Origin of the sequence: Oceanobacillus sp. FSL K6-0251, assembly GCF_038004725.1 — a bacterium.
Classification (GTDB): domain Bacteria; phylum Bacillota; class Bacilli; order Bacillales; family Amphibacillaceae; genus Oceanobacillus; species Oceanobacillus oncorhynchi.
The window spans coordinates 1976419-2002420 of record NZ_JBBORS010000001.1 but is presented as its reverse complement, the minus strand read 5'-3'; the positions used below and the strand labels follow the sequence as shown (position 1 = coordinate 2002420).

General features: G+C 38.3%; 22 protein-coding genes and 1 pseudogene. 10 read left to right on the top strand and 13 right to left on the bottom strand.

What is annotated here, in order from left to right; genetic code table 11:
* Positions 1-112: 112 nt before the first annotated feature.
* Both MKY45_RS10155 and MKY45_RS10150 read right to left on the bottom strand, forming a co-directional pair.
* Positions 113-1864 carry a sensor histidine kinase gene (locus MKY45_RS10155; RefSeq protein ID WP_341172887.1) on the bottom strand — a complete coding sequence of 584 codons (1752 nt, stop codon included), beginning with the start codon at positions 1862-1864 and terminating at the stop codon, positions 113-115.
* Positions 1861-2574 carry a response regulator transcription factor gene (locus MKY45_RS10150; protein WP_042533577.1) on the bottom strand — a complete coding sequence of 238 codons (714 nt, stop codon included), beginning with the start codon at positions 2572-2574 and terminating at the stop codon, positions 1861-1863. The genes MKY45_RS10155 and MKY45_RS10150 overlap by 4 nt, the downstream gene beginning before the upstream one ends.
* 153 nt (positions 2575-2727) lie before the next feature.
* On the opposite strand from MKY45_RS10150, the gene MKY45_RS10145 reads away from it, so the two are divergent.
* The 6 genes from MKY45_RS10145 to MKY45_RS10120 all read left to right on the top strand — a co-directional run bounded on the left by MKY45_RS10145 (position 2728) and on the right by MKY45_RS10120 (position 7557).
* Positions 2728-3150, top strand: a complete 423-nt coding sequence (locus MKY45_RS10145) for a DUF4064 domain-containing protein (RefSeq protein ID WP_341172886.1) — start codon at positions 2728-2730, stop codon at positions 3148-3150.
* A gap of 19 nt (positions 3151-3169) precedes the next feature.
* Positions 3170-3865 carry an ABC transporter permease gene (locus tag MKY45_RS10140; RefSeq protein ID WP_193064108.1) on the top strand — a complete coding sequence of 232 codons (696 nt, stop codon included), beginning with the start codon at positions 3170-3172 and terminating at the stop codon, positions 3863-3865.
* Positions 3866-4777 carry an ABC transporter ATP-binding protein gene (locus MKY45_RS10135; RefSeq protein ID WP_042533575.1) on the top strand — a complete coding sequence of 304 codons (912 nt, stop codon included), beginning with the start codon at positions 3866-3868 and terminating at the stop codon, positions 4775-4777. It begins immediately after the preceding gene.
* A gap of 45 nt (positions 4778-4822) precedes the next feature.
* A complete protein-coding gene (locus MKY45_RS10130) occupies positions 4823-5317 on the top strand; it encodes a PH domain-containing protein (RefSeq protein WP_042533574.1) in 495 nt (164 codons plus the stop codon).
* A complete protein-coding gene (locus tag MKY45_RS10125; protein ID WP_341172885.1) occupies positions 5314-6810 on the top strand; it encodes a PH domain-containing protein in 1497 nt (498 codons plus the stop codon). The genes MKY45_RS10130 and MKY45_RS10125 overlap by 4 nt, the downstream gene beginning before the upstream one ends.
* A gap of 477 nt (positions 6811-7287) precedes the next feature.
* Positions 7288-7557 carry a hypothetical protein gene (locus MKY45_RS10120; protein WP_042533572.1) on the top strand — a complete coding sequence of 90 codons (270 nt, stop codon included), beginning with the start codon at positions 7288-7290 and terminating at the stop codon, positions 7555-7557.
* A 96-nt stretch (positions 7558-7653) separates the two neighbouring features.
* On the opposite strand, the gene MKY45_RS10115 is transcribed toward MKY45_RS10120, so the two are convergent.
* Complete coding sequence (locus MKY45_RS10115; protein ID WP_042533571.1) at positions 7654-8286, bottom strand: TetR/AcrR family transcriptional regulator; 633 nt, start codon at positions 8284-8286, stop codon at positions 7654-7656.
* A 216-nt stretch (positions 8287-8502) separates the two neighbouring features.
* The gene (locus tag MKY45_RS10110) at positions 8503-8772 is read right to left on the bottom strand and encodes a hypothetical protein (RefSeq protein ID WP_341172884.1); all 270 of its coding nucleotides are present in this window, start codon (positions 8770-8772) and stop codon (positions 8503-8505) included.
* 301 nt (positions 8773-9073) lie between these two features.
* On the opposite strand from MKY45_RS10110, the gene MKY45_RS10105 reads away from it, so the two are divergent.
* Complete coding sequence (locus MKY45_RS10105) at positions 9074-9652, top strand: SLC13 family permease (protein ID WP_341172883.1); 579 nt, start codon at positions 9074-9076, stop codon at positions 9650-9652.
* Positions 9653-9666: 14 nt separating this feature from the next.
* Positions 9667-10584, top strand: coding sequence for an SLC13 family permease (locus tag MKY45_RS10100; RefSeq protein ID WP_338112860.1), 918 nt, complete (start codon positions 9667-9669; stop codon positions 10582-10584).
* Positions 10585-10735: 151 nt separating this feature from the next.
* Here the strand turns inward: MKY45_RS10100 and MKY45_RS10095 are convergent, their stop codons facing one another.
* On the bottom strand, positions 10736-11491 hold the full coding sequence (locus tag MKY45_RS10095; RefSeq protein ID WP_256706114.1) for an SDR family NAD(P)-dependent oxidoreductase: 756 nt from the start codon (positions 11489-11491) through the stop codon (positions 10736-10738).
* 341 nt (positions 11492-11832) lie between these two features.
* On the opposite strand from MKY45_RS10095, the gene MKY45_RS10090 reads away from it, so the two are divergent.
* Entirely contained in the window at positions 11833-12861 is a 1029-nt protein-coding gene (locus tag MKY45_RS10090; protein WP_256706113.1) for a hypothetical protein, read from the top strand.
* A gap of 90 nt (positions 12862-12951) precedes the next feature.
* Here the strand turns inward: MKY45_RS10090 and MKY45_RS10085 are convergent, their stop codons facing one another.
* The 3 genes from MKY45_RS10085 to MKY45_RS10075 all read right to left on the bottom strand — a co-directional run bounded on the left by MKY45_RS10085 (position 12952) and on the right by MKY45_RS10075 (position 17814).
* Complete coding sequence (locus tag MKY45_RS10085; RefSeq protein WP_341172882.1) at positions 12952-16023, bottom strand: hybrid sensor histidine kinase/response regulator; 3072 nt, start codon at positions 16021-16023, stop codon at positions 12952-12954.
* Between the two features lie 325 nt (positions 16024-16348).
* A complete protein-coding gene (locus MKY45_RS10080; RefSeq protein WP_256706111.1) occupies positions 16349-17161 on the bottom strand; it encodes a pyruvate, water dikinase regulatory protein in 813 nt (270 codons plus the stop codon).
* Positions 17162-17184: 23 nt separating this feature from the next.
* The gene (locus MKY45_RS10075; protein ID WP_256706110.1) at positions 17185-17814 is read right to left on the bottom strand and encodes a CBS domain-containing protein; all 630 of its coding nucleotides are present in this window, start codon (positions 17812-17814) and stop codon (positions 17185-17187) included.
* A gap of 176 nt (positions 17815-17990) precedes the next feature.
* On the opposite strand from MKY45_RS10075, the gene ppdK reads away from it, so the two are divergent.
* The gene (gene ppdK, locus MKY45_RS10070) at positions 17991-20597 is read left to right on the top strand and encodes a pyruvate, phosphate dikinase (RefSeq protein ID WP_256706109.1); all 2607 of its coding nucleotides are present in this window, start codon (positions 17991-17993) and stop codon (positions 20595-20597) included.
* Between the two features lie 167 nt (positions 20598-20764).
* Here ppdK and MKY45_RS10065 read toward each other — a convergent pair whose 3' ends face one another.
* The 5 genes and pseudogenes from MKY45_RS10065 to MKY45_RS10045 form a co-directional block, all read right to left on the bottom strand.
* Positions 20765-21697 (bottom strand): D-2-hydroxyacid dehydrogenase, encoded by a 933-nt coding sequence (locus MKY45_RS10065; protein ID WP_341172881.1) that lies wholly within the window; start codon positions 21695-21697, stop codon positions 20765-20767.
* Positions 21698-21806: 109 nt separating this feature from the next.
* Entirely contained in the window at positions 21807-22226 is a 420-nt protein-coding gene (locus MKY45_RS10060) for a hypothetical protein (protein WP_256706107.1), read from the bottom strand.
* 392 nt (positions 22227-22618) lie between these two features.
* Entirely contained in the window at positions 22619-23644 is a 1026-nt protein-coding gene (locus MKY45_RS10055) for a proline racemase family protein (protein WP_256706106.1), read from the bottom strand.
* A 131-nt stretch (positions 23645-23775) separates the two neighbouring features.
* Positions 23776-25096, bottom strand: a pseudogene (locus MKY45_RS10050) (alanine/glycine:cation symporter family protein).
* Positions 25097-25264: 168 nt separating this feature from the next.
* Positions 25265-25945, bottom strand: coding sequence for an SDR family oxidoreductase (locus MKY45_RS10045; RefSeq protein ID WP_341172880.1), 681 nt, complete (start codon positions 25943-25945; stop codon positions 25265-25267).
* Between the last annotated feature and the right edge of the window lie 57 nt (positions 25946-26002).

The following is a 26002-nucleotide window of genomic DNA, read 5'->3' as shown; positions in this document are numbered from 1 at the left end:
CTACTTTGAGTATAAATCATGCATGACGCTGTCTTTGAATTCTTTATTTTTAGTTAATAATTTCTATGTAAGAACGCGTTACAGTTTTCCTTTGCTGTAACGCGTTCTTTGATTAATCTCTGTCATAAGGCAAAAATACCGTTACGGTGGTGCCACGACCTTTTTCTGATTGTACCGAAATAGCCCCCTGATGCAGCTTGGCGATTTGCAGGGCAATGCTCATGCCAAGCCCTGTCCCTTCATTTCTTTCCTCTGTATTGGTGCCGCGATAATAGCGGGTGAACAAATGCTTTTGCGTTTCCTCATCCATTCCCGTTCCATTATCGGTAATTCTGATTTCCAGTGCTTTTTCTTCTTCAGATTGAGCAACTTCTACCTTTACAGCAGTTGCTTGCGGATTATGTTTCCAGGCATTATACATCAGATTATCAATCATTCTTTCAAACAACCGTTCATTCACTTCTATTTTTCTATCTGGATGAATCGGTTCATATACAACTGGATAATCCTTAAAGGTGACATCCTTTTGAAACTTCTCTAAGATTTGCTCCATATATTCATTGATACTCACCGCGTTAAACGTTAAGCTGCTGGCATCATTTTTCAATCGAAAGCTGAGCGTAAAGTCTTCAATTAAATCTACCATATAATCACTTTTTTCAGTGATGGTATCTCCAATCTCTTGAAGCTCCTGCTTCGACCAATCGTATTCCTTATTTCCCAGCAAGCGCCCATAGCCCTCCATGGTGGTCAGAGGTGTGCGGAGGTCATGGGAGATCCCTGCCACCCATTCCTCTCTGCTTTTTTCCAGCTGTTCTCTTTCTTTTCGGGAAGCATCCAGCTTTTCTGCCATCTCATCAAATGCCTGAAAAACCTCTTTATACAACTTATATCTTCTTTTTAATTTGCCATTTTTTCGATATACTTTTTTCTTCTCCTGTGCTGTTAAAACTTCCTTATAGTTTCCATCCCCCATCCGGTTGAGCCAATTTGAAAAAATAAACAAAGGGCTTCCATAACGAAAACTCGTCCAAAAAGAGATTAAGAATGTTACTAGCAATATAACCCCTGTTAAACCAACGAATACTAGCGTAATATCTCTATACAATGTTAATGGCATATCCTGACTTTGTTCATTTGATGTATATAAAATCCACGAATTACCTGAACCTCTATCTAGGTAAGTATACTGTTTTTCAGTGAAAAGATCGGGAGAAGTGTCTTTTTCAATTATTTCTAATGGCTGCCCTTCTATTTGCTCCTGATTACCAAACTGTTGAATAATAGCTCCTGTTTCATCATAAATAGAAAGTGTTCCTTCAAGCTGGTTTAATTTCTCTTCCACCTCAGGCTGGTCTGTTTCGGAAATCCTGCCGTTTGCATTCGTATTTTCTGATAATTCATTAATAAGAATTTTTCCTGGTTCTTGGTAACCTAGCACAAATAAATATGCATCGTCACCCGCAAATAAAAGCTCTTCTAATGTATATTTGATAGCATATTCCCCTAGCTGCTCTCTCTCCTTCATTTGTACAATGTCAAAACTGCTGTAATTCTCTTTTATATCTTCCGGTACATTTGCAGATTCAACCACTTTTCCCTCTTCATCAATAATTTGCAGCCACGTTTTCTCAGGTAATGCATCGCTGATTTCGTTCCCAAATTCTTTATATTCGTACGGATCGCCAATCTCAATTGCAAGTTCTTCTAGCTGCGTTTGATAATAATCCTCATCTCTTTCCACATTAGAAAGGGAATACAAACCGATAAAAAAAGCAGCGACTACAACAACAATCATCAACAAAGAAATAAACCCAAACTGAATTGAAAAATGAAAAAACAACCGGCTCCGTAATTTCTTCATGAGACATTTCCTTTCACCAATTTATACCCCAATCCCCGAACAGTGAGTAAAAATTCTGGTTTACTCGGATTGACCTCAATTCTTTCTCTGATTCTTCTAATATGTACCGAAACCGTATTCTCATCTGCAAAATGTTCAAAGCCCCAAACCGCCTCCAATAAATCTGCTTTGGAAAAAATTCTATTTGGATGCTTACATAAATAAAGAAGCAGCAAATAGACCTGTGTCGGGCATGGAACATCCTCTCCATTAACCGTTAACATACCTGCGCTTTCATCTAGCACAAAACGACCGAAGTTATATTTGCTGGATTTCTCTGGTATAGCGGCTTCTGTTTTAGCAGATCTTCTTAAATACGCTTTAATCCTTGCCGCCACCTCTAACGGATTAAATGGTTTGGTGACATAATCATCACCCCCTGTTGCAAATCCTGTTAACACATCTAAATCAGAAACTTTTGCCGTTAAAAAGAGAATATACGCATTTGTCAGCTCTCTGATTTTCGGGCAAAAATCAAAGCCGCTCCCATCCGGAAGCATGACGTCCAAAATAATCACTTCTATTTTATGTTGCTTTAATATCTGAATGGCTTCCTGCCCGGTATAAGCTTTATGTACACGCTGAAATCCTTCTTTCTTCAGCATCATTTCTAACATAGTTACAATTGCTTTCTCATCATCCACAATCAAAATATCTGTTTGATCCTCCATGTATGACACCTCCATTGGTATCGTACCATAGCAAGTTTACGAACAGTTGAACAAATCGAAGCTTTTTTAATTTATTGGTAATGTTCTGTTCAACTAGCAGACAGCTGCGTTTGCTAGAGTGAACGTAAAGAAACATAAGAAGGAGTAGTGGATATGAAGCACCAAGCAGAAACGGTTTTAACAGCTATTGGCATTTTATTATTTGGCGTACTATTCGCAGGAAGCATCCTGTTGTATGGCAATGTCGAAGGAAGCCCCAAGACGCTGGAGTTAGTCCAGTCTTTTATGGAGGATGAAAATATAGTTGAATTCAGCGAACAACAAATCATCACTTATATAGGTTATTTATTTATCTATTTAGCTGTCATTTCCTTCACCTGGATAATCTTAGGGTCCGCAGCTATTTACTTATTGAAAAAAGAAACCAGAGGAAAATCGGCTGGGGTTCTATTAATTGGAATAGCCATACTTGGCACGCTTTCAACAATCGGTTTAGGGATTTTTGGCGGTATGATCTATTTGATTGCCGGAATCATGGCGATAACCCGCAGCGCTTCTGCCAGCAAGCATACCTAGGAAACGAGGAGATGAATTTATGTTTACAGTCGCTTTTAGAGAGTTTAAAAGTTTATTTACGAGCATTCGCTCAGGTTTAATAATTGCCGTCTTATTTGGTGTCACAGTCGGTGCTGCCAGATTAGTCCGCCAATTTGAAGCTCCCCTTCAGGATTTAGGACTTGGACAGGATGCTTACGTGATGGGATTAATGCTCTTATTGATTTTAGCCGTGCCTTTGTTTGTAACCAGCTTATCCCACAACATCGTCAATAAAGAAATGGATACACGAACCATCCGTTTTTTAGCAACAAAGACAAGTCGGAATCATATTATTCTTGGCAAATTTATCGGGAGTTTTTTATTTTGGGCTGTATGCCTTACTGTCGCTTTGTTACTTATCATTCCATTTTCAAAATCGTTTTCTATTTTAAATCTGATTCAAGCGATTATTTTTGTGTCTTACTTTATCGGCCTGACACTATTTCTATCAACTGTTATTCCAAAGCCATCTTTAAGTATGTTTTTAGGAATCATTATTTCGGTTGCTCTGCCGGTGCTTGGTTTATGGAGTACAGGGACAGAGAATCTTTTTGTGAAGGCCATTGGCTATATTACACCTTATTTTTATTACATACAGGAAGAAACGCACAGTTACTATGCTTATTTCGTAGTGCTTTTCCCCGTTTTATTTATTGTATTAAGCTTATTCATCTTTAGAAAGAGGGATTTATAAATGGAAGCTTTGCAAACACATCAGTTAACTAAAACATACGGAAAGAAAATAGTTGTCGATTCCGTTGATTTACACATTCCCGAGGGTACGATTTTTGGCTTTCTCGGGAAAAATGGAGCAGGTAAATCCACGTTTATTAATATGGTAACCGGGCTTATCAAGCCCAGCTCCGGTTCCTTTGAAGTTTTAGGTCAGCCTGAAAAAAGGCTGGAATCGATTCAAAAAGAAATTGGTGTACTGCCGGATTACTCTACCTTTTATGATGATTTAACAGCATACCATCATTTAAACTACTTTCAAAAATTAGTCAAACAATCGCTTTCCAAACAGGATATTATCCATGTTCTCACCCAAGTCGGTTTAGAGGACGCTGTCCATGTCAAAGTGAAAAAGTATTCGTTTGGAATGAAAAAGAAACTGGGCATCGCTCAAAGCATTATTCATCAGCCTAAGCTGCTCTTTTTAGACGAACCAACATCCGGCGTGGATGCCAACGCCGTTTTGAACATTCATGCATTAATCAAGGAAATTGCTGCACAAGGAACTACGATTCTATTAACCTCTCACAATTTAAATGAAGTAGAGAAATTATGTGATGAGATTGCGATTATGAACAAGGGAAGCATTCAAACACAGGGAACGATGAAACAGCTGCGGGAACAGTATCAGCAGGACATCGTGATTCATATTCATCATCGCTCCCTCTCTGAAAAGGAGCAAGTACACTTACAGACTTCCTTCACAGAGCTTGTCGAAAAAATTCAAATCGAAGAAACATCTTCCGAAATCATTGTGGCTTCAAAAGAGTATATTCCGCATGTAAATAAACAATTTGTAAGACAGGACATCGATGTATTTCGGTTAGAAGTAGAAGAACCGTCCCTTGAGGAAATTTTTCTTAATCTAGAGTAAATGAAGTCTGTATAACAAAGCAGGAAAAATGAAAGGTGATTTAATTTGATAAAAGACATTCCAGCACCACAACGCAAACTATCCAAATATAGTATCAAGGTTTGGCTTATGAATGAAGTCCTTTCGAATGTAATTGGTTTAGGTATACTTGGTCTATTCCTCTATCTTAGCTATTATTTTTCATGGAGAGAATGGATAGTTTGGATCATCATGGGGCTGATTTTGTTCACGATTATTGATATGAGCTTCACCCCTTTCAAGCTCCAAAGACGGTATCAGCATTGGCGTTTTGGGGTCAGTGAGGAATTTTTACAATTAAGGTCAGGAGCGCTTTTTCAAAAACATCAGATGATACCCATGACGAAGATCCAATCCGTATCCATTCATCAAGGACCATTCATGAGAAAATATCAGCTTTATCAGCTGAAGGTCAACACGATAACAACAAAGCATACCATTCCCGCCTTAGATGAAACAGAGGCCATGGAACTGCGACAGCAAATCGCAACCTATGCGAATGTAAAGGAGCGGGACGCATGAATCAAGAAAAACGGTATCATCACCTGCTTATGATCTACGATATTTGGCGCTTGATTAAAAACATGTTCTTCTTATTCTTGTTTTTATTTATTATTCGAGCAAATTCTGATTTTTGGCTGTTTACCTATGGACGTTTGGCAATCGTTTTGATATTTATGCTTATTCTTTTGGCCATTCCCATTCGATGGTTTACCAGCAAATATAAAGTTGGAAATGAAAATCTGCAGCTAAACCGGCGTCTCGTGATAACAAGCAGCCGAACGATACCCTATGCAACAATTCAGCATACCAGGCGGAAAGCTTCCCTATTCCATCGCATGGTCAATATGACCTCACTTACGTTGGAAACGAGCACAGCTGGAGATAATAGCACGGTAACCTTTCATGTTCTAACACAGAAAGAAGCACAGGAAATGGAAAAACACATTCGTGCAACAAGAAGCTTGAACCGTTCAGAAAATACCTATGAGAAAGAATTCCCGGGCCCGGTATCTGAAAACATTCAAACAGATACGTATAATGCAGATCCTATCGTTCATTTCTCGCCGACAGCCTATGATATTTTCAAAGCTTCCTTAGCATCCTTTAGTTTTATAGCTGTGTTTCCCATTGTATGGTCGCTTCTATCAAACTTCATACAATTCTTTTCTTTCGACGCACAAGCGGAAGATGTGTTCACCGATATTCTGGACGCTTGGCCCTGGTGGATTATTCTCGTTTCCATCATCTTGATCATACTGATTGCGATAGCTGCCGGCACCGTGTTAACCATATTTCGATTTGGCAAATATGAAATTGCTTCTGATATCGAAAAGATTTACGTTACACAGGGATTTTCAGAGAGAACTACCTTTCGTATTTCCAAAGCAAATGTGCAAGCTGTCAGCGTACATCAATCATGGATCAAACGAGCTCTTGGAATTGCGGAAATAAAATTGATTTGTGCAGGAAATACAGGCAGTGAAGATGCAGAAGTGAACAGACTGTATCCTTTTCTTCCTGTACAGCGTGCATACACAATGATTGAAGAAATATTACCGTCTTATCAGGTAACTTCAGAAATGAATCGTTTGCCTAAACAAGCTTGGCTGCTTCAGATGCTAAAGCCCAGCTGGGTTTGGATGATTGCAACAGGCTTGCTTTATTATGTTAAACCTGACTTTTTAGGCTTGGAAATACCCTGGTGGATATTTTCTGTCTTTATTTTCATTCTGGTAATCATGTCAAGACTGCTTTATTTCTATCAGACGCGCTATACAGTGAACGACTCCATTGTACAGATTAAGACTGGCGGTTTTAATACAAAATTTTTCTTATCTAAGAGAACTAAAATAGCGGAATTGCAGCTGACACGTCATATCGTACAGCAAAAGCTGGGATTAGCTTCTATCGTAGTAAGCAATCGCGCAAGACCTGTTATGTATACAAGGATCAACAACCTTCCCATTGGATGGTGCCAAGATTTTAGCAGATGGTATACGTTAAAGAGATAGTGCATCCGCATTTATTTAGAGTTGAAAGCTTCTGCTTACATCTCAAAACAGGCGTGATTCCTCCATCATAGAATGACAGAGGAATCACGCCTGTTCCTTTCATGAAGCACTATTTTTGCTTTTTAAAAGAAGTAAAAAAAGAACCTTGCTTCCTATTGCTAATAATAAGGAAACATAAGAAAAAACCTGTTCAGCTTTCGTTTTATTTCTGACAAAACAAATGATACTTATCATCAAAAAATAGAATGGGAAAAATCACGGATATATTTCTGGAAAAGCGGCAAGTTTCATGATGGCCATGATACCTGTTAAAAAATAGATATTCGTATTCCTTTTTCCTTCCATGCGGGCATTTTGTTTATCCTAACAGATCCTTCATATCCTACACAAATGATGTAAATAATAATTTTTAGGGTATAACATAGTAAGGTAACCGTAAATAACGATGAATGATGTATTGAAGGAGGGTGATATATCATGAAAATATTCCAAAGTATCTTATCTGGTTTCTGCTTTGTAATGATTTATGTCCTTATTATACTTTGCGCACCACTCATTCTAACATTGCTTCATCTGTTAGGTCTGCCTCAGCATGCTTCTATCTTTGGCTCCGGTTTATTTGAAATGGAGACGAGTCAAGGCGGATTTTACTCTCAAATATCTTTATTAGGATGTTTTCTCTCCTTTTTCACGGGGGCAATCTTTTACTATATTTTATATCCGATAAAGGAAAAGCGCAGAAAATAATAGCCGAATTGTCTATTTTAATAAACGCAAAAAGTTTCCCCTGACCTTTCCGTTAATGGGAAGGTCTGAGGAATCTTTTGATAAAGAAACGCATACCTATTGCCCGCTGTTTTTCTGTATAATCCCGCTTTCCAATATTTGAATAATTCTTTCTGTCTCTATCTCTTCTTCATCCCAATTTATTTCCGGAAGAAACACATAACGCGCCACAATATACGATAAGATCGATGTAGCAACCGTGCGTATAATTGTGTCTGTCTTCATGTCAGCCAGCTGTCCTTTGTCTTGATAATACGTGACGATTTCCCTCAGTTTATCAAAAATATCATTCCCTACATATTCAATAAACTTTTCTTTTAAATCGGGATGAAATGGAATTTCTTGCACTAAAATCTTTAACATCGGCAAATTCTTTTGGATGAATTCTTTTCGATTCTCAATCATCGCCCGAATAAAATCTTGAATATATTCAAATTCCTGATCAAGCACCTTATTCAGATCTTTTTTTATCATGGGAGCAAGCCATTTCACCATCATTGGCGAAACAACCGCCATCAGCAGTCCTTTTTTCGATTTAAAATGCTTAAAAATCGTTCCTTCTGCCACCTCTGCTTTCGTGGCAATTTCACTCGTTGATGTGCCTGCATACCCTTTTTCTGCAAATAAATCCGTTGCAGCTTCTAATATTGCGATTTGTTTTTTCGTTAATTTTGGTTCATTGTTTTCCATTTTAACTCGCCTCTTATCACGTTAGACATATCTATCTATACTATATCGGATAAGTTACTGGTTTGTCATGAATAATGGGATGATTTGATAACTTTATTCGCAGCTTGGTTGCTGCAATATGTTGAGAATTTTATTTTACGATTAAAAATAGTCGTTACATGAGATAGAGATTTTGAAAAAGGTTGGTTATATCTTTAAATAAAAGTCCGTCTATTATCAGTCAGCTCTGATTTCCTTTAAAATATGATAAACAGAGAAACAGAGAAATCCCAGCCCTATAACAAGCAATGCTCCGCCTATAACAATATTAGTTGCAATATACCCTTGTTGAATCATATTGAATTGTGCCGAATCCATCGTGCCTCCAGTAGTGGCCAAATAATTATTTGCTCCTTCTACCCCACCGCTAACGCTGGTTTTCAGCTTGAAATAGCCCGCTATCGTCAGGGATAGAATAAGAATCCCGTATTTTTTTATAATCTCCATGATTATCCGCCTTTCCATAAGTAAGCTATTCATGTCATTTTATCAAATTCTATTACAAACATAGCATTATTATATTGTATTTCATAATAAACCTGTCTTTTATCAAGTTTTATCAATAAATCTGCTGGGAATAATATTACAAGAAAAACCAGTAACCCATTTGCTATTTTATTGTTGGGATATTTGAAGTGAATTTACATATTTAGCAAGCCTTCTATCCAGATATAAGGATAAATATTACTAGTTGAAGGCTCACAAAAATGGGACAATCAAGCTTTACTAAAACATAGGGGGCCACACAATGAAATCTAAAGAAAATCAAGAAAATAATGAAAACCAAGAAAATAAACCCCATTATACAATACGCAACTGGGTCGGACTCATCCTGGGACCAGTATTATTTGCACTCGTTTATTTCCTTATTCCTGAAAACGTTTTACCGCATGAACAGAAGGTAGTACTGGGAGTAACATTGCTAGTCGCGACTTTCTGGGTGACAGAACCTGTCCCAATGGCTGCAACTTCCGTATTGCCGCTTGTCCTGTTTCCTGCTTTTCGTGGTGTGGATATCGATACCGTAGCACCTGCTTACGGCAGCTCCGTCATCTTTATGTATGGAGGCGGTTTTGTCATTGCCCTGGTCATACAAAAGTGGAATCTGCATCGGCGTATTGCGCTCAATATTATTAAAATGATTGGAACAAAAAGCAATCGGATGATCCTGGGAATTCTGATTGCCACAGCAGGAATCTCCATGTTCGTTTCCAATGCTGCCACAGCTTTGATGATGCTGCCGGTGGCTATCGCACTCATTGATGAAGTAAAGGATAAAGAAATACTTAAGGGGCAAAACTTTGATTTTTTTTCAAAAGGCATCTAGCCTATGCAGCTACAATTGGCGGTCTTGCCACACTGGTATCTGCCGTTCCAAACGCGCTCTTGGCAGGTATTGCATCTTCACAGCTTGACCGGACAGTTACCTTTGCAGAGTGGCTGTTCTTCACAGGACCAATTGCAATTATCCTGTTAGTTATCTTATATTTTTATCTTACAAAGGTTAAATTTAAAGTGAAATCCTCAGAAGAAGCCGATGGTGCATTAAGCTTCGTAAAAGATGAACTTCATAAGCTTGGCAAGCTCAGGTCGGACGAAATAAAGGTTGGAATTGTCTTCCTGATTACTGTCATGTTATGGATTATTTCTCCATTTGTTTCCAGCATTGGATTCATGCCTGAAAGTATTAGTGCGTTTTTTGACAATTTGGATGATGCGACCATTTCTATCTTTGGGGCAGCACTCTTATTCTTCCTGCCAAGCTCAAATAAAGCTGAACGTATCCTCGAATGGAAAGACACGACGGAATTGCCTTGGGGGATTCTTATTCTTTTTGGGGGCGGTATGTCAATCGCAACAGCATTTAGTGAATCAGGATTGAATGATTCTATCGGGGAAGTCCTGCAGATGCTTCAAGGCATGCAATATATCTTTGTAATACTGTTACTTGTTGTGTTTGTACTCAGCATTACCGAAATTCTTTCAAATACCGCTGTCTCTAACTTAATCCTGCCGCTGACTGTCGGCCTCGGGATTGCTATTGGAATTGATCCGCTTCCGTTTATGGCAGCCGCAGCATTATCTGCAGGATCTTGTTATATGCTTCCTGTTGCTACTCCGCCGAACACAGCAGTGTTCAGCGCTGGATATTTAGAAGTTTCCGACATGGCAAAAGCCGGTGTATGGCTGAACCTCATATCCGTTGTGGTCATCACTGCTGCCGTATACTTCTGGATGCCAATTGTTTTCAGTTTATAAGATAAGTGAAAATACAATGCTCTGTACGCTAATCAGCTAATGATAATAAACCAAAATAAAAGGGTTCCGATTATCTAATTAGGATAATCGGAACCCTTTTAAGTTATTTTTAGTGAGCTATGATTCAAGGTTTTCCTCTTAAGTCATGCTGCTAAAGCGAGCTGGTAGACCCGCCATCAATCGGAAACTCGGCGCCTGTCGTATACGAAGAATCATCTGATGCTAAGAACAACACTGTTTTTGCCACTTCAGCCCGTTTTCCTAAACGTCCAAGCGGATAAGTATTCCCAACTTCATCTGCGGTCTTCCCTTGCTGCTCTGCTCCATAATCCGCCATTTGTGTGTCAATATAACCTGGATGAATCGAATTCACACGAATCTGATCCTTGGCAACTTCCATCGCAACGTCCTTACTCATAATACGGACTGCACCTTTACTTGCACCGTATAATGCATGTCCAGGCGCTCCGCCCAGTCCTGCAACAGAGGAAGCATTAATGATTGAACCACTTTTTTGCTTCTGCATCACAGGCAATACATGCTTCATCCCTAAGAATGTGCCTGTCACATTGATATTCATTAATTTATTCCATGTCTCTAATTCGATTTCCGTGATTGGCTTAATAATATATATCCCTGCGTTGTTGAACAAAACATCAATGGTTCCAAATTGGTCAAGTCCCTTTTTAACAACCTCTTGCCAATCCGCTTCTTTACTGACATCATGCTTTATCGAAATAGCTTCTGCTCCAAGCTCGTTGACTTCCTTTTCTGTTTCTTTGACACCATCGACATTCACATCTGTCAAAATAAGCTTTGCGCCTTCTTTTGCAAATAAATGAGCTGTTTCTTTTCCAATCCCTGTCCCAGCTCCAGTAATCAACGTAACTTTGTCCTGCACTCTCATCTTAACCCCTCCTTGAACTCAATAAACAAATCATAAAATTTGCTTCCTTTGTATTTTTTCCCCTCCTTTGTATATTTAAACAGACAAAAATTTTTCAAATATATTTCAAAAATTCATTGTTGTACATCTCTTTTTTATTTGTAACAAAATCTGGATGTGGTACCATATTATCAAACATAGGCTGTAATAAAATAAACTGATTAGAAGAAGAACCAAAGGAGGGAATCCACATCGAAAACAACCTACATAAACCAATCAAAGATACAAATCAGCCTCCTTCCGAAACAAATGATGCGCTCCGTCGCATAACAACGATTGCTTTTATTATTTGTCTTATTTTCATGGGAAGCGTAATCTATTTTTTATTCTTACAACCTATTAACTGGATACTTGTAAGCATTTTTGCTGTTATCAGCTTTATATCTGGCCTGATTTTTGCTTTTTTTATGCAGCAGAAAAAATACTTAGAAAAATATGAATTTTTCTATGAATTAAATGAAAAAGGGTATTTCCAAACTGCTATTGATCATAAGGCCGGACAAAGGGAAGAAACATCCATCTTATTTGATTCTGTCTGGGAAGTCATTATAGGAAATAGTATCAAAGAATCTTCCTCTAATAAAAAATTGTATTATGCAGGAAAACTTATGGTTTTTAAATACAAAGACGATCAATATTATATGAGAGAATTTTTTAATGAAGAAGAATTTTACGATTGGACAGCCCGTTTTCAGGATAAAGGATTGCCATTGTTTCAAACAGATGATGATCTCCGTCCTGCCCTTTTAGAACGTCAAAAATATCATACGGACTTTAACCAGCTCAAAGGAGAGCCATGGAACGCGGAGGAATTCCCACAAAAAATAGGAAGAAAAATATATAAGAATCCATTTCATCCATGGGAGCCCGATGAAAAAAAACCTGAAATACCATTGAGAAAAAAGACAAGAAAATGGGAAATTCGAATAGGAATACTTCTGTTAGCTTATGCATTCATTCTTGGTTTAACTGTACTTCCCTGGCAGCCTGTCGCTGACGATAATACCTTTTGGGAAATGGGGTTATTATTTGTTATTGGCATGTATGGTATCAACATACTGCTGCCGATTATTACTGTTTTTTGGAGGGCTTATACGAAATGGTTTCTCCCGTTCATTTATTTCGCTGTCCTCTTTGCTGGCCATAGTATTCCTGTATGGATTATCTGGATATTCGCCGACATTCCGCCGTTAGGTATCTTTATTATTGCGACGGAGATTATTATTCTTTTGTTTGGATGGATTCCCGGGTATATCCTGCTTAAAGTAGGAAAAGGAATTTTTATGTTCATTAGAAAGCTTACTATAAAAGAAAATAACCAAATGTTATAAGAGAATAACACAAACACTGTCACAGCTCCAAAATAAGATAAGTCACCTCTATTTGCACAGTACGATAGAGGTGACTTATCTTATTTTGTATTATCTATTTTTAGGAATCCTCAGCGTCACCTCTGTCCCCTCTCCTGCTGTACTTTTAATATTCATTCCGTGTCCAAAAAGCTGTTTCCATCTCTGATTCGTATTCAGTAAACCCACACCCTCTTTCTCATCCTCTTTATTTAATAATCCGGCCAGTACCTCTGCTTCCATCCCTGCTCCATCATCGATAATTTTAATGTAGTAACCATCTACTAATTGTTTCCCTTGCAGCCAAAGTGTACCTGGTTTATTTTGGGAGATAATCCCATGATTGATCGCATTTTCGACAATTGTCTGGATAGATAGCGGCGGTACAAAGATATCCTGAACGTCATCAAAATCCTTATGCACGGTCAGCTTCTCCATAAATCGCTGCTGCATGATATACATATAGGAATCTACTAACTCCAGCTCTTCCTCCAGCGATACTAACGGCTTTGTATTATTGCTGTGGAAGCTTCTGGAGAGATATCTGCCAAATTCATTCAGCAGATTCATCATCCGGTCGATATCTATATTGCTTAAGGCAGCAATGGCATTCAAAGTATTAAACATAAAATGCGGTTTGATTTGAGCTTGTAACCAAGCCGCTTCCATCCGCAATTGTTCATCAATAGAATGACTTAAGTCTGTTAGCGCCCTGACCCGGGCTTGTAATTCTAACGCTTCGACTGGCTTGGCGATATAATCATTTGCACCGGATATAAAACCAGTATAAATATCCTCCGTTTGGTTACGAGCCGTTAATAATAGAACAGGTAATTCGGAAAGACTAAAGCGTTCTCTAATACGTTTCGTTAATTCATAGCCGGAAAACGGCGACATCATCACATCCGAGATGACCAAATCATAAGATTGTCTCTCCAGCCACTCTATAACAGTCTCCGGATCCGTTGTACAATGCAGCTGATAATCCGGTTCTAAAAGATTTTGCATTACTTTTAAATTAACAGGATCATCATCCACAACCAGCAGGAAAGGCTTGCCTGTTGCGGGATTTTTATCATGCCATCCCATGGTATGAATGGCAGAGTCATCATAAATGCTGCCTTGTTTCCCACTCTCTGACTGTACCAAATTCATACCTGCTGTTGAGCCTAATGGCATACTAAAAGAAAAGGACGTTCCTTTGCCCAGTTCAGAATCCACATTCATTTCACCGCCATGGAGCTCAACCAATTGTCTGCAGATATTTAACCCTAATCCGATTCCCCCGCTATCCACATCAGACTTACTGAGTTTTTCATAAGGAAGAAAGATTCGTTCCAAAGCATCCGGAGCAATCCCGGCTCCTGTATCCTGAATCGTAATAACAGCCATATCTTCCTGCTCTGCAGCAGAAATAATAACCTTGCCGCGTTCTGTATATTTCACTGCATTATGAATCAGATTAAACAAAATTCGAATCAGCCGATTTTCATCTGCATATAGAGGCGGAAAATCCAACTCAATTTCATTATGTACGGTAATGGACTTTTTTGGAGAGGTAAACTGCACCATCTCGATGACACCGTCTGTAATAGAATACAATGAGAGATTCTCTTTTTGTAACGGAATCTTCCGCTCTTTTAGTCTTGTAATATCCAGAATATCATTTAAAGTAAATGTTAATCGATGGCCAATTTGAGCTAAAAGCTGTAAATTATTGACCGTCTCAGGAGTTAAGCTGTCCCCATGTTTATTAATAATTGATTGAGCAATATTCACCATTCCATGTAAAGGATTGCGAATCTCATGAGACGTATTCGCTAAGAATTGGTCCTTTTTCTTATCTTCTTCAATTAACCTCACTGCCTGCTCTTCACTCAGCTGTGTCAATTGAATATGACGTTTAATTAATAGAATAGCGATGATAACAATGGGCACAAAAAAATCAAAGGGATAAAAAGGAAAGTCTATTTGACCTGTTTGTATTGCCGCTCCCCACACTACATTAGAGGTATAGCTGCATATCAAGAGTAAAATCAGAATCCCGTTCTTATCTCCGCGGACAATCTGCCTGAGCGTAATGATAAACAGATAAGCAATAGCAACAGCATCATATACAAACACCAGCATCGATAAAACGGTAAAATGCTCCAGTGAAAAGACGGTCAAGGTCAATACCGCCATCACGATAGCAATGACGCCCAACACCTTGATAAACTTCTGATGCATTTGATACAAATGCTGAATAAATTTAATCAAGACAAATAACACCAGAATATAGATGGCAACCAGCAGCCGGAAGGAGACATCTGCACTAAATGGCAATTGAACAAATACTTCATCGTCTAATAAATTCCCCACAGCAATCAAGAATGACATGAATCCAAAATAAATTAATTCGGTTTGCCGCTTCCCTTTATTCATAAGGAAAATGGCAAAAGCATACAGGGCATGCAAGAAGAGAATGATAATAACGGTTAACTGAAGGAAGCGGGACAGATTGGTTTCCTGATTGACAGCTTCTGCCGTTCCAAAGGAAACCGTCTGATCGACTCCACCTGCAAACGGAAGCTCATGATTCGAAACTTGCAAGATAATTTCTAGTTCACGCTTATCCGGATCCGCATAAAACAGACTGGTAATCGGCCCGCGGATATGTGACTGTTCCGTTTTCTCGGCAGTTGGGTAATTCACCGATTCTACAAGCTGATTATTTACCCTGATATTCACTGCCGTATGTATGTTATTCAGACGAAGTCCCAGAAAAGGAGGACTCGCATCCGGCAGCAGCACCTTCAAATAATAACTGCCATATCCCAAGCTGTTTGCCTGATTTTCATTAACCATCCTCAGCTCATTTTGCCAATCACCAGGAACCTGAATCAGTGTTTGGTTCACTACAGAAGAATTAGCTGGTGTATCTATGAATTGATTGGGGTAAAAAATCCACTCCCCATTTAAAGAAATCGTCTCTTTGTCAGAAAAATTCCAATCTGTTAAATCAAGTACACCCTCTGTGATGACAGGCTGCTCTCCTTTGTTATGGTAATTAATCCACATAATTCGAAAACTGATCAGGCACGTAAAAAATAATAATAAAATGGCAAAAACCTTGAAGTATGTATAGGTATTCTTATTTTTCATCGCAGCGACCGCCCTGCCGTTATTTGTTAAAGAACAGCCTTCTTTATAAGAATCAGCACCCATTGAGGGGTGCTGAAAGACAGCAAGATTGCTCCATTCCAGAACATCTCACTTCACGACTTGGCCAATTCTTTTATATTTTTTAGAATAAAATCTATCATAAAAAGCATGGTATATTAACAAGATACTCTCTTTTCCTAGTATTATAGCAAATAATACTACATTAAACCCTGCAGAATGAATATAAAGTCATGAAAAATACCTATTCCCTATTTTATAAAAGACAGTTGTCACTCATATTAATACATACCATAAAAAGATTATTTTATTCCATTTCTTTAAAATGTTCTTCAATCACATACGCTGTTTCTTCAATCGATTTATCTGTCACATCAATCGTAAAAATACCAAATCGTTTGAAAACCTGTTGTGAATAGTCGAGTTCGTTATATATTTTTTCTAAATCGGTATAACTGGTGGAATGATTTAAACCTAATGAATCTAAACGATTACTTCTAATTCTAGATAAATTATCTGGATGGCAAACTAAACCCACCAGCTTATGCGGATCTACATCTTCCAGTATCTGTGGTAAGGGAACCTCCGGAATCAGAGGTAAATTGGAAACTTTATACCCTTTATTCGCTAAATACATACTTAATGGTGTCTTTGAGGTTCGTGATACACCTAACAAGACTAAATCGGAATCTATAAAGCCTTGCGGGTTCTTGCCATCATCATATTTCACCGCAAATTCAATAGCTGCGATGCGGTTAAAGTATTCCGTATCTAATTTATGAACTGTTCCAGGTTCTTCAATGGGTCTCGAACCGGTTCTTGCTTGAATCATTTCAAAAAATGGGTGCATCAAATCTAAATACATGAGACCTGTCTGCTGACTGAAATTCCGGGCAGTTTCAGCTAGACGATGATTAACTAAGGTGCTAACAACAATCGCTTTATCCTTTAAGGCATCCCGCAAAATTCCCAATAACTCCTCTTCTCGATTTACTAATGGAAAGCGATAGCTTTTATTAAAATTCAAATCCGGATATTGTGCACTGACGGCTGTTAGTAACTTTTGTGATGTTTCTCCGAGTGAATCAGAAATAGAGTAGATGATGATTTCATTTTTCATAATAGATGGATATCCCCTTTTATTTATTTATTTAATTCTGCATTTCTGGCTTGCTGCGTAATGTAATTAAGTATTCGAGACTTCGTAATTTTACCAATCACTTTTTTGTGATTTTCTTCTTCAACGACTGGCAGTGAATCAACTTCAAAATCTTGTAAGATAGTGGCTGCTTCCAGTATATTGATATTTTTTTGACAGACTTTAATATGCGGCATTCGTGTCATACACACTACAACTGGCGTATTATCAATATCTGAATTTAATGATGCCCTTAATAAATCCTTCCTGGATAAAACACCCACGAGAAGTTTTTCTTCATCCACCACGTAGAGGGAACCAACATCATAAATAAACAAATTAGTGATGGCATCTCGAATCGATGTATTTTGGTTAATCACTAAGGGTGGAATCATAATTTCATCGATTTTCGTATCAAAGGTCTTAAAAAAGAAAAAGGCTTCTAAATCCGAACCTGAATACGTATAGCCGATTTTAGGTGTAGCTTGTAAAACACCTGCTAATGTCAAAAACGATAAATCTGAACGTAACGTAGCTCTAGAAACATCTAACAGCTCAGATATTTTTTCCCCGCTGACCGGCTGATAATCTTTTACTAATTGGATGATTTGTTCTTGTCTTTCACTTAATTTCATACTTGGACCTCCAAATAAAGCTATCAAACAATGTTATTATTATGTTTTCATTATACACATATTAATGAATCTTTTAAACTAATAATCACATATTTATGTATTGACACACATATTTTTGTCATATATGATGATTATTAAATAAATGTGACACACAATTAAATCATTGGAGGTTTCTTATGGAAAAATTAATTTATACATTTGATGAAGGACGAAGCGGGAACAAAGAATTGCTGGGTGGCAAAGGAGCCAATCTTGCAGAAATGACTCATTTGGGATTACCTGTACCTGAGGGCTTTACGATTACTACAGAATGTTGTATGAATTTTTTAGCAGATGCTTCCTTTTTTGAAAAGCAATTAAAAGCAGAAGTTTTGAAAGCGATTCAAAATTTAGAGTCAGAAACAGGGAAATCTTTTACATCTACTGAAAATATTCTATTAGTTTCTGTTCGAAGCGGCGCTGTCTTTTCCATGCCCGGCATGATGGATACCATTTTAAATCTTGGCTTAAATGATCATAGAGTTCAAGATTTTGCCAAATTGACCAATGTGAACTTTGCCTATGACTGCTACCGCCGTCTCTTGCAAATGTTCGGTGATGTCGTTTACGGAATCCATAAAGAACAATTCAATGTATTGCTGCATCAAATGGAGAAGCGTTTGAATAAAAAAGTAACTGATTTTAACGAAGCAGAGCATGTAGAATTGATTGAATCGTATAAGAATTTGTTCTCTAAGAATAAAGTAGCCTTTCCACAGGATCCAATGGAGCAATTATTCGAAGCAACGAAGGCTGTTTTTAAATCCTGGAATAACCAGCGGGCGAAGGTATATCGCGACCTGCACCATATTCCTCATCATTTAGGAACAGCGGTTAATGTCCAGTCAATGGTCTTTGGCAACAGCGGTGAGGAAAGCGGAACAGGAGTGGTCTTCACTCGCAATCCTTCTGTCGGTGATAATAAATTATTTGGTGAATTTCTAATCAATGCGCAGGGAGAGGATGTCGTTGCAGGGATTCGTACACCGGAGCCGATTGAATCTTTGCAAACCATTTTGCCAGAAGCTTATAATGATTTTATTAAACATTCTCATAAACTGGAGCAGCACTATAAGGATATGCAGGATATCGAATTTACAATCGAAAATGGTAAGCTGTATATTCTGCAGACCAGAAATGGAAAACGCACCGCCAAAGCTACCTTGAAAATAGCTTTAGATTTAGCAGCTGAAGGTTTAATCTCAAAGGAAGAAGCGATTATGCGCGTCTCTCCTGAGGTGATCGATCAATTGATTCATCCGGTCTTTGATACCGAAAAACTGACAGCAGTGGATGCTTTCGCAACAGGTTTACCTGCCAGTCCAGGCGCAGCAACCGGATCAATCGTCTTTACAGCTGATAAAGCAAAAGAATACACTGCTTTAGGAAAAAAAGTGATTCTGGTTCGTCAAGAAACCTCGCCAGAAGATATTGAAGGCATGGTGGTCAGCGAAGCAATTGTTACGAGCCGCGGCGGAATGACATCGCACGCAGCAGTTGTTGCCAGAGGAATGGGAACTTGCTGTGTCACCGGCTGTGAAGCATTAACGGTCAATGAAAGTGCCAAAACTGTATTATGCGGTAACCATACCCTGACGGAAGGCGATATGATTTCTGTTGACGGCAGTACTGGAAGTTTATATCTAGGGGAAATCCCGACAATTGTTCCTGAAAACGATCAGAGCTTGCAGCAATTACTTACTTGGGCAGACGAATGCGCTGAGTTGAAGGTTCGTGCGAATGCTGAAACATTACAAGACTTACAAACAGCGATTGATTTTGGTGCAACAGGAATTGGTTTAGCCCGAACAGAGCATATGTTTTTTGGGGAAGAGCGTGTACTGGAAATGCGCCGCTTGATTCTCGCTAAAGATGAAGAGGAAGTCCAGGCCGCTTTAAATAAATTACTAAGCTTCCAGCAAGAAGATTTCTATCAAATGTTAAAAACAGTTCAAGATAAACCAATGGTGATTCGTTTGCTTGATCCGCCAATGCATGAATTTTTGCCGCATGATGCCAATGAAATTAAGGCATTAGCTGATCAGCTAAACAGATACCCGTCTGCTGTGGAGAAACAAATCGAAAAATTACAAGAAACCAACCCAATGCTAGGCCATCGGGGCTGTCGCTTAGGTATTACTGAACCGCTCATTTATCAAATGCAAGTCAAAGCAATTTTCAACAGTGCCATTCAATTAGCAAAAGAAGGCTTGACGATTTGTCCAGAAATCATGGTTCCTTTAATTTCAGAAAAAGCCGAGCTGGACTACGTTAAAAGCTTTTTAACCGAAACCATCGAAGCTACATTCAAGGAGCATCAAATGGAGCCCTTCCCTTACGAAATCGGGACCATGATTGAATTACCGCGCGCATGTATCATCGCTGACCAATTAGCAGAAAATGCCGATTTCTTCAGCTTCGGTACCAATGATTTAACTCAAATGACATTTGGATTTTCTCGCGATGATATCGGTAAGTTTATCAATACCTATAAAGAAAAACAGATTATGCAGCAAGACCCGTTCCAGGTTCTGGATCAAAGCGGTGTTGGCGAATTGATTAAGCTCGCTGTCGACAAAGCAAGACAAACGAAAGAAAATATGATAATCGGTATTTGCGGCGAAGTTGGCGGCAATCCAGAATCGATTGCTTTCTTCCAACAAATCGGCATCGATTATGTTTCTTGTTCACCATACCGTATTCCAGCCGCTCGTTTAGCTGTAGCGCAAGCAGTATTAAAATAGAAAAACATACTATAAAAAATAGCAGCACAGACCAAAGCCATGGTTTGTGCTGCTATTTTTTATAGTAGAGATGAAGGAAAGCTGACCAGCTCCTTGGAATCATTGTCAAATTCGGATTATAAATCAGCTTAGCCTCCCCTATTATTTGAACCAGCATAAAATTAGCTTTAATATCCTTTTTGAATATCCACCTTATTTTCCAAGTCCTGCCCTGCTTCCACTCTTTTCAGGGTGTCAACAAAGCAATCCGCCGCTTCTTTTGCCGTTGTCACAGCAGATATATGAGGTGTTATTGTAATAGCTGGATGCTCCCAGAACGGATGCGATGCAGGCAACGGTTCTTCATGGAAAACATCCAGTACAGCAAACCGTACTTGCTCCTTCTCCAAGGCAGCCAGCAAATCTGCTTCAGCAACAGACTTTCCTCTGCCTGCATTGATAAATCCAATATTGTCCGTTTGATCAAATAAGCGTTTATCAAATAAATCTGCTGTTTTCTCTGTTAACGGCAATGTATTGATTACATAATCCGCTACTTTTATATATGAAAATTGCGAGCCAATAGCTGTAACTTGGTTAAAAGGTGCTTTCTGCTTTCCGCTTAAAGAAATGCCGTACACCTTCATTCCAAATCCGGATAGAATCTCTGCCAGCCTCCTGCCGATTTCACCGGTTCCATAAATCACTGCGGTTTTCTCACTCAATAATATAGGAGAAAATTCCTTCCAGACCTTCTCTTCTTGCTGAGCTGCAAACGTCTGATGCGCTTGGGTATCCCTTAACATATAGCTTAAGCAATATTCCCCGATGCGCTGTCCAAACGAGCAGACAGTACGTGTTAATAATACATTTTCATTCCAATTCTGATCATACAAAAATCCATCGACACCGGCGCCTAGAGAATGTACCCATTTCACTTTGCCGTAGTCGGTATCCTTCCGCAGCTGAAACCCGCAAAGAGCATCCGCCCATTCCAGGTCTCCCTCTGTTAAAGCATCCTCTGTTATGTAACGAATTTCTTTATCCAGCTTATGATGTGCTATGTGTTTTTCTAATTCCTTTATCAGCGGACTGGCAATAATTATTTTTTGAATGTTCATATTAACCTTCTCCCTTCTCTATTATTGCAAAATTCTTTTACAGGATTAACATAAAAGATAGATTCCATTTACCTTTTTCTATCATATTCTTTTTATAAAATAAGGAAACCTAATTTGCGATTTCTTCATCTACTTTATCAAATTCCACATGACAGCTCCCTTTTGTGTGTTTTCCAACAACTAACAGTGAACAGCTTCTCTGTGAAGAGGTAAAAGAGAAAAATCCTTTTTCACTATCATGAAATTCTTTTTGAAAAATGACATTCCTTCGCTGTCTGAAAGTTAATTCAACTGAACCTGTCTCTACTGCAACATCATAATCAAATTGTACTTGTTGACTTGTGCCTACCATAAAAACATGATTTGAAATGCCATTAAATTTTTTATAGCGCAGGCGTAACTGATTATTTTTCAGGTGATTTGTAATAAAACCAATCTTTATCATGGGAAACCGAACATTTTTTACCAGACCTTTTCGGTATAAAAAATAGACAATACCAGCAACAACTAAAAATCCGATAAGCTCCATGGCACACCTCTTTTTTATGAATATTTTATACATAACATACTTATATTCATTGTACCTGTTTCCTCTATGTAAATGTGAGAATTTAATTATTTTCACTAAAAAATAAAACGTGTAAGGGGCATATAAAATAAAAGGACCCTGCACGCTTTAATAGAATATCCTCCATCTACAAATAGCTGATCGATACGATTTAGCATCACCATTTCACTTTCTTTACCTATTTGTTCAATGTTATCTGTCAGTTAGGCTGCTCCATATGGTTCCACGAACAATTTTGTTCATTATAATGTTATTGTCCCAGTTCAAATACCCCATCCCTACTCATCGCACCAACAACTCCTTTAACTTATAAATCCATATTATAAGTTAAAGGAAGATAAAATATTTTGATATTAAAACCAAATATCACTAACCTGGTGACCGGATTGAATTGGGTCTGTAGGATCCACTCCCAGATTCATTAAGCCAGTTATCCATGCTTGCCCCGATAGCTTAGGAACAATAGCTTCTTTATCCTTTACTTTAGAAAGGGATATGATTTTACTATTAAATTTGGTTCCAGTAATCGATTCATTTTCAAATTCTTCATCCACATCAATTAATCCCTTTGCATACATCACTGCCAAACGTGCACTGGTTCCAGTACCACATGGTGACCGATCCATTCTTCCATGTAAAACAACCGTACCATTTTTACTGATAACACCTGCTTGAGAGCGTTTTAAAGGCCCTTCAAAAATAATATTAGACACATTTCGAATTTTGCTGTTCTCTGGATGAACAACCGTTAACTGTTCATTTACGGCTTTTTTGATTTTTTGACCAACTAAACACATTTCATGCGCTTCATCTGGTGTAATATGAAACCCTAACGCTTGCGCATTCACATGTGCAAACATCATTCCTCCATAGGATGTGTCAACCTGAATATCCCCTATCCCTTCTACCTTTACAGGGGCATTCAAATGTATTGCAAAAGCCGGAACGTTTGTTAGCTCTACCTTCTTTACTTTTCCATCTTCGCACACACATTTTACTTTAATGAGCCCTCCAGGAGCTTCTAAAACTAATTCAGTCACCGGCTCTCTCATAGGAAGTATTCCATTTTCTAATAAAACAGTAGCTACACAAATTGTATTTGAACCTGACATCGGCGGATATTCTGTGCTTTCCAAAATAATATAGCCCATATCTGCTTCTGGATGAGCAGGAGGCACGAGAATATTTGCATTATAGAATGGACCGCCACGAGGTTCAAAAAGTAATAATTTTCTTATGTCATCCATATGTTTCTCGAAGTATTCTTTTTTCTCGAACATGGTATCACCAGGTATAGGCGGGATACCTCCTACTACCACGTTGCCTACTTCCCCTTCTGCATGAGCACCGACTACATCAATTTTACGCGACCATTTCATGAAACTCCTCCTTCAATAATTTGAAAGCGTGTCTTACTTTACATGATAAAGTGCGAATTCTCCATTAAACGAAGAATTCGCACTTTATCATGTTAAATTATTTCAACACTTAAGCAAACGCTTACAATACTTCAAATAACCTTTGTTCCGCTTTTAGATGATCGGGAACTTTCTTCTTGTCGTGTTTCCCAATAATCCGCATTCTTAATTCCTAGCTTTACTGGATCAAACACAGGATCTTTACCTGCTTTTTTCTGTTCTTTATAATCCTTTAAAACCTTGAGTGCTACCCCAGATAACAGCAACGTGCTGATTAAGTTCAAATACGCCATGCTTCCTAATCCGATGTCTCCCATTGCCCATGCTGTAGATGCGGAAACAATAGCGCCGACAAAGGCAAAAATAAGTATGCCTATACGTAACGGAAATAAAAATAATTTTTCCTTTTTATTGGAATGGCCAATAATATACGTAGCACTAGATTCTGTTTTATAATAGTAAGTTATCATTGTGGTAAAACAAAAGAAAAATAAGGCAATAGCCATAAAAGCAGATCCAATACCCGGCAAAACGGTATCTACTGCCAGCTGCACATTTACTGAGCCAGCTTCTACACCAGGAACATTCACGACAGATGCTGCCCCTTCTACATTGTACATCCCTGTAATAAGAATCATAAAGGCAGTTGCCGAGCATATAATCCAAGTATCAACATACACGGCCAGCGCCTGAACCTGCACCTGCAGCATTCGAGAAAAATCCTCTTTGAACCCCCCATGATATAGCCGCTCCTATCATGCCACCAAACGTTGCTTCTGCACCAAATGCACTCGATATAATCAATGAAAACAAATCTGGAATAGCCCGAAAATTAAGCCCTAAAATAATAATACAGACTATAATGTAACCAATTGCCATAAAAGGTACTAAATACTCCGCAGTTTTAGCAATTCTTTTTACACCGCCAAAGACACATAACCCCATTAAAAGAACAAGGATAATCCCAATAACATATGGCGGAATCCCAAAAGCTCCCTCCATTGAAGCCGCAATCGTATTAGATTGAATATTCATCAGAAAAAATCCTGTTGCCAAAGTTGTTAATATTGCAAAAATAATACCCAGTTTTCTAAATCCAAGACCTTTTTCAATAAAATATGGCGTCCCGCCACGCAATTCTCCATTCACTTTACTTTTATAAACCTGCGATAATGTAATTTCAATAAAACTTGTAGCTGCTCCAAAGAAAGACATTACCCACATCCAAAATACTGCTCCCGGTCCCCCAAGTGTGATTGCTGTTGCAACTCCTGCAACATTACCAGTTCCGATTCTGCTCCCCAGTGACATTGAAATTGCCTGGAAGGAAGACACGCCGGATTCAGAAGATCTTCTCACAAACATTAGCTTGATCATATCTTTTAAATGTGTCACTTGCACAAATCTGGTCATAATAGAAAAGAATAAACCAATCACTAAAAAACTGAAAATAAAATACTGATTCCAGACAGCTCCGCTTAACCAATCTATAAATGCGCTCATATAACTCTCCCTTATCTATTTCAGATTTTTTAATCTTACTGATTTCCTCTGTTAGCAGTTATCTAAAGTCATTCGATTCTATTGGTTTTCTATAACTATGTCCGAACTAACTACATTTTCTCTATCCTGGAAATGATCCATAATTATTTTCGTCATATCTTTTGGACTTGCGTAGCTTTTCCGTTCTGCCGGCTTATCCTCCCGCCAGAGGCTGGTGTTCATATTCCCCATGTATGCCGCAAGCACTCTAATATCTGTGTCTTTTGTTAAATCCGTTAATGCTTCTGAAAACCCCCGCATTCCAAATTTACTGGTACTATATATGATTTCATCTGCTTTGGCAGCTTTTCCAGAATTGGAAATAATATTTAAAATATCTCCCTTATTCCTGCGTTGCATATCTGGTAAAACTTCTTTGGTGCAATAAATCGCTCCTTTTACATTTGTATCAATCAACAAATCGACTTCTTTATTATCCATTTCAGCTAATGATTTAAAAATACCGACCCCTGCATTATTTACGAGACAGTCTATGGCATCATGTGATTCATCTATTTTCTTGAATACTTCTGCCACACTTAAGGGATCTGTAATATCCACTTCAAAGATGGAAGATTTTCCTTTTAAATTTTGGGACACCTCCTCTAATTTATAACGCGTCCTGCCTAACAGACATACCTTATAATCAAGTTCAGAAAAAGCATACGCTAATTCTGAACCCAGACCGCTTCCAGCACCTGTAATAACCACTGTTTTCATAAAATCGACCACTCCTAAAAACCGAATGAACCCGTATGCTTTCTTAACCTGCCCCAA